The organism is Mesorhizobium newzealandense (genome assembly GCF_042682145.1).
Taxonomy (GTDB): Bacteria; Pseudomonadota; Alphaproteobacteria; order Rhizobiales; family Rhizobiaceae; genus Mesorhizobium; species Mesorhizobium newzealandense.
Window position 1 is genome coordinate 735,001 of record NZ_JBHUGZ010000017.1, and the last position, 4,258, is coordinate 739,258.

Here is a 4,258-nt window from a genome sequence, read left to right on the forward strand (position 1 = left end):
ATGCTGGGTGCCGAGTTTGGCGTCGCGGCGGCGTTTTCCGCCGCTTTTGGCGTCATGCAGGCGCAGTTCGCCCCTGGTGCCAGACGTAGCGCATCAGATTGTAGGCGAGGTTCGTCATGCCGATCTTGGTCCTGGCGCGGGCGATGCCGATCGTGCGGATGAAGAGTTTCATCTGCGCCTTCTGACGGGCGAAGACGTGCTCGACGAAGGCTCGGGTCTTTGAGCGCCGGCCGTTGGCCCGCGACGTCGCTTCGCTCATAGGCCGGCCCTTCGGCTTCTTGTGGTGGATTTCGGAGACATATCCGTTCCGGTCGAGCCACTCCTCGTTCTTCTTCGAGCGATAGGCGGTGTCGGCCCAGACCGTAGACCCGGTATTGGCGCGGTTGAGCACGTTGCGAAGCTGCGCGCCGTCATAGGCGGATGCGCTCGTGACGTTCCAGCCGCGGATGAAGCCGTGCCGGCGGTCGATGGCGGCATGGTTCTTGTAGCCGAAAGCGGGAATGGCGATGTCGCGCTGCTGCGCCTTTCCCTCCTCGGCGACCTTGGCCTTGGAGAACTTCACCGTCCAGCGGGCATCGCGATCCTTCTGGCGCAGCTTGGCCGGCTTCTCCTTCCATGCGTCCGGCACCTTGCCCGCCTTGATGTCGGCCTTCTCGGCGTCGGTGTTGCGCTGCTTCGGCGCCGCCACGATGGTGGCGTCGACGATCTGCCCGCCCATCGCCAGATAGCCGGCCTTGGCGAGGTGCTTGTCGAAGCGGGCAAACAGGTTCTCCACCGCGCAGGCCTGCGTCAGATGCTCGCGAAACAGCCAAATCGTCTTGGCGTCTGGCACTCTGTCGCCGAGCCCCAGTCCGAGGAAGCGCATGAAGGACAGCCGGTCCTGGATCTGGAACTCGGCCTGGTCGTCGGACAGCCCGTAGAGCGCCTGCAGCACCATGATCTTGAACATCATCACCGGGTCGTAGGCAGGACGACCGCCCCTGGCGCCGTCCGAGCGCTTCAGCACCTTGGCCAAAGGCTTGCGGAAAACCTCCCACGGCACAACGGCGTTCAACTTCTCCAGGGGATCGCCGGCTTCGCTTAGCCGAGCATAGCGCTCATCGATATCCCAGAACCCGGCCTGTCCCCGCATCCAATCCCTCCTTCCAAATCGCAACGGCAGTGAATCACAAACCGGTCAAAATGGGGAGGTTTTTCGAGACCTCCAACTGGCTAAAGTCGTTTCGTATTTGGTTGCAGGACTGGTCTTTAGCCGGCGCCTTCAGTCAATGGCCTGCAGAACGAGGCTCCCTCATCCAGCATCGCCATCGCCGACGCGCCAGGTGACGAGCGCAGGGATGGGATCCTACTTCCAATTTCCGTACCATCCGATGGCCGTGCAGGTCGCGAACTGCATGCACCCCAGAAACCGCTTCCGGGGTCAGGGCCCCTGGGGTCTTGGGATTGATCGAGAGAGGCGTACAAACGCGGCCGGCCCGCCGGCTTGGTGCGTGATGGGCGTTGTGATGTGGCGTGGTTTGGGGGCGGCTGAGGGGGGCCAAACCGCGGCCCCGCGCAGGTTTCAAAATCAAACGCCCGCCGGCTTGGTTGCTGGCGGTGTTTTGAAGGTTTGGTTGCGGGGACAGGATTTGTCTTATTTGTCCCGCTGCGTCGGCTTGGCCGCCTAGCGGGCCCCCTGAGGGGATTCAAATGCGTGGGCGACGGTCGGCTGGATACAAAAACAGCCCGGGCTGGGCCGGGCTGTTTTTGGATTTGGTTGCGGGGACAGGATTTGAACCTGTGACCTTCAGGTTATGAGCCTGACGAGCTACCGGGCTGCTCCACCCCGCGTCACCTTTGGATGTAAGCCCAAGCAATAGGATGGCCTACAGATAGGTCGATGTCTCACCAAATGAAAGGGCCGCTTTCGCGGCCCGTGTTCCCGTTGGCGGGCCTGTTCGTAAGGAGAAGATTTTCTCACCGTCCAGTTCGATACTGGATGTGAGATCAACGTGCGTTTAGCAGACCTGGCAGCGACCTACTCTCCCGCGTCTTGAGACGAAGTACCATCAGCGCTGGAGCGTTTCACGGCCGAGTTCGGAATGGGATCGGGTGCAGCCGCTCCGCCATAACCACCAGGTCGGCAAAACGCACGTTGTTCGAGAAGCTTTTTGAGCGAAGAGCTCTGCGTGAGATAGCCAATAGGGGTTAACCTATCATGCTTTCTCGGAGCTGTTCGCTGGTCTTTGTTGTGCTTTCACATCTTCTGGCGGCAATCCTTCCGATTGCGCCGAGATGGGCATAAGGAATGAGAACGATCAAGCCGATCGAACTATTAGTACCGGTAAGCTTCAAGCGTTGCCGCTCTTCCACACCCGGCCTATCAACGTGGTCGTCTTCCACGGTTCTCAGGGAATACTCGTTTTAAGGTGGGTTTCCCGCTTAGATGCCTTCAGCGGTTATCCCGTCCGGATATAGCTACCCTGCTATGCGGCTGGCGCCACAACAGGTCCACCAGAGATCCGTCCATCCCGGTCCTCTCGTACTAGGGACAGATCCTTTCAATATTCCTACACCCACGGCAGATAGGGACCGAACTGTCTCACGACGTTCTGAACCCAACTCACGTACCGCTTTAAATGGCGAACAGCCATACCCTTGGGACCTGCTCCAGCCCCAGGATGCGATGAGTCGACATCGAGGTGCCAAACAACCCCGTCGATATGGACTCTTGGGGGTCATCAGCCTGTTATCCCCGGCGTACCTTTTATTCGTTGAGCGATGGCCCTTCCACGCGGGACCACCGGATCACTATGACCGACTTTCGTCTCTGCTCGACTTGTCAGTCTCGCAGTCAGGCAGGCTTATGCCATTGCACTCAGCGAACGATTTCCGACCGTTCTGAGCCCACCATCGCGCGCCTCCGTTACTCTTTAGGAGGCGACCGCCCCAGTCAAACTACCCACCATACATTGTCCCGGACCCGGATAACGGGCCGCGGTTAGACATCCATAGTAATAAGGGTGGTATTTCAAGGGTGGCTCCACCTGAGCTGGCGCCCAGGTTTCAAAGCCTACCACCTATCCTACACATGCCACTACGAATGCCAATGTAAAGCTATAGTAAAGGTGCACGGGGTCTTTCCGTCTAACCGCAGGAACCCCGCATCTTCACGGGGAATTCAATTTCACTGAGTCTATGCTGGAGACAGCGGGGAAGTCGTTACGCCATTCGTGCAGGTCGGAACTTACCCGACAAGGAATTTCGCTACCTTAGGACCGTTATAGTTACGGCCGCCGTTTACTGGGGCTTCGATTCAGAGCTTGCACCCCTCCTCTTAACCTTCCAGCACCGGGCAGGCGTCAGACCCTATACGTCGTCTTGCGACTTCGCAGAGCCCTGTGTTTTTGATAAACAGTCGCTACCCCCTGGTCTGTGCCACCCTCCTCTACTTGCGTAGAAAAGGGTCACGCTTCTTCCGAAGTTACGCGTGCAATTTGCCGAGTTCCTTCAGCATAGTTCTCTCAAGCGCCTTGGTATACTCTACCAGACCACCAGTGTCGGTTTCGGGTACGGTTTATAAGGAGGAGCTATTTCCTGGAACCACGCAGCAGCCCGTTCAATCCGATAAGATTGGACTACCTCAATGATCCGTCACTACCTCCAAGCCCACGAATATTAACGTGGTTCCCATCGACTACGCGTTTCCGCCTCGTCTTAGGGGCCGGCTAACCCTGCTCAGATTAGCTTTAAGCAGGAACCCTTGGTCTTTCGGCGGGGGAGTCTCTCACTCCCCTTACGTTACTCATGTCAGCATTCGCACTTCTGATACCTCCACCACCCCTCACGGGTATGGCTTCATCAGCTTACAGAACGCTCCGCTACCGCTCGTATTGCTACGAACCCTAAGCTTCGGTGTATGGCTTTAGCCCCGTTACATTTTCGGCGCAAAGACCCTTATTTAGACCAGTGAGCTGTTACGCTTTCTTTAAATGATGGCTGCTTCTAAGCCAACATCCTGGTTGTTTTGGGATCCTCACATCCTTTCCCACTTAGCCATAACTTGGGGACCTTAGCTGTAGGTCAGGGTTGTTTCCCTTTTCACGACGGACGTTAGCACCCGCCGTGTGTCTGCCGACTAGTACTCCCAGGTATTCGGAGTTTGGTTAGGTTTGGTAATCCGGTGAGGACCCCTAGCCCATCCAGTGCTCTACCCCCTGGGGTATTCGGTCGACGCTCTACCTAAATAGATTTCGCGGAGAACCAGCTATTTCCGAGT

Annotated in this window: 1 protein-coding gene, 1 tRNA gene and 2 rRNA genes; all 4 read right to left on the minus strand. The window is 57.7% G+C overall.

Annotation, left to right across the window (positions count from 1 at the left end):
• Positions 1-52: 52 nt before the first annotated feature.
• On the minus strand, positions 53-1,132 hold the full coding sequence (locus ACFSOZ_RS27815; protein WP_095085660.1) for an IS5 family transposase: 1,080 nt from the start codon (positions 1,130-1,132) through the stop codon (positions 53-55).
• 621 nt (positions 1,133-1,753) lie between these two features.
• A tRNA-Met gene (locus ACFSOZ_RS27820) sits at positions 1,754-1,830 on the minus strand.
• Positions 1,831-2,004: 174 nt separating this feature from the next.
• A 5S ribosomal RNA gene (gene rrf / locus ACFSOZ_RS27825) occupies positions 2,005-2,119 on the minus strand.
• A gap of 174 nt (positions 2,120-2,293) precedes the next feature.
• Positions 2,294-4,258 (minus strand): 23S ribosomal RNA (locus ACFSOZ_RS27830); the annotation flags it as partial.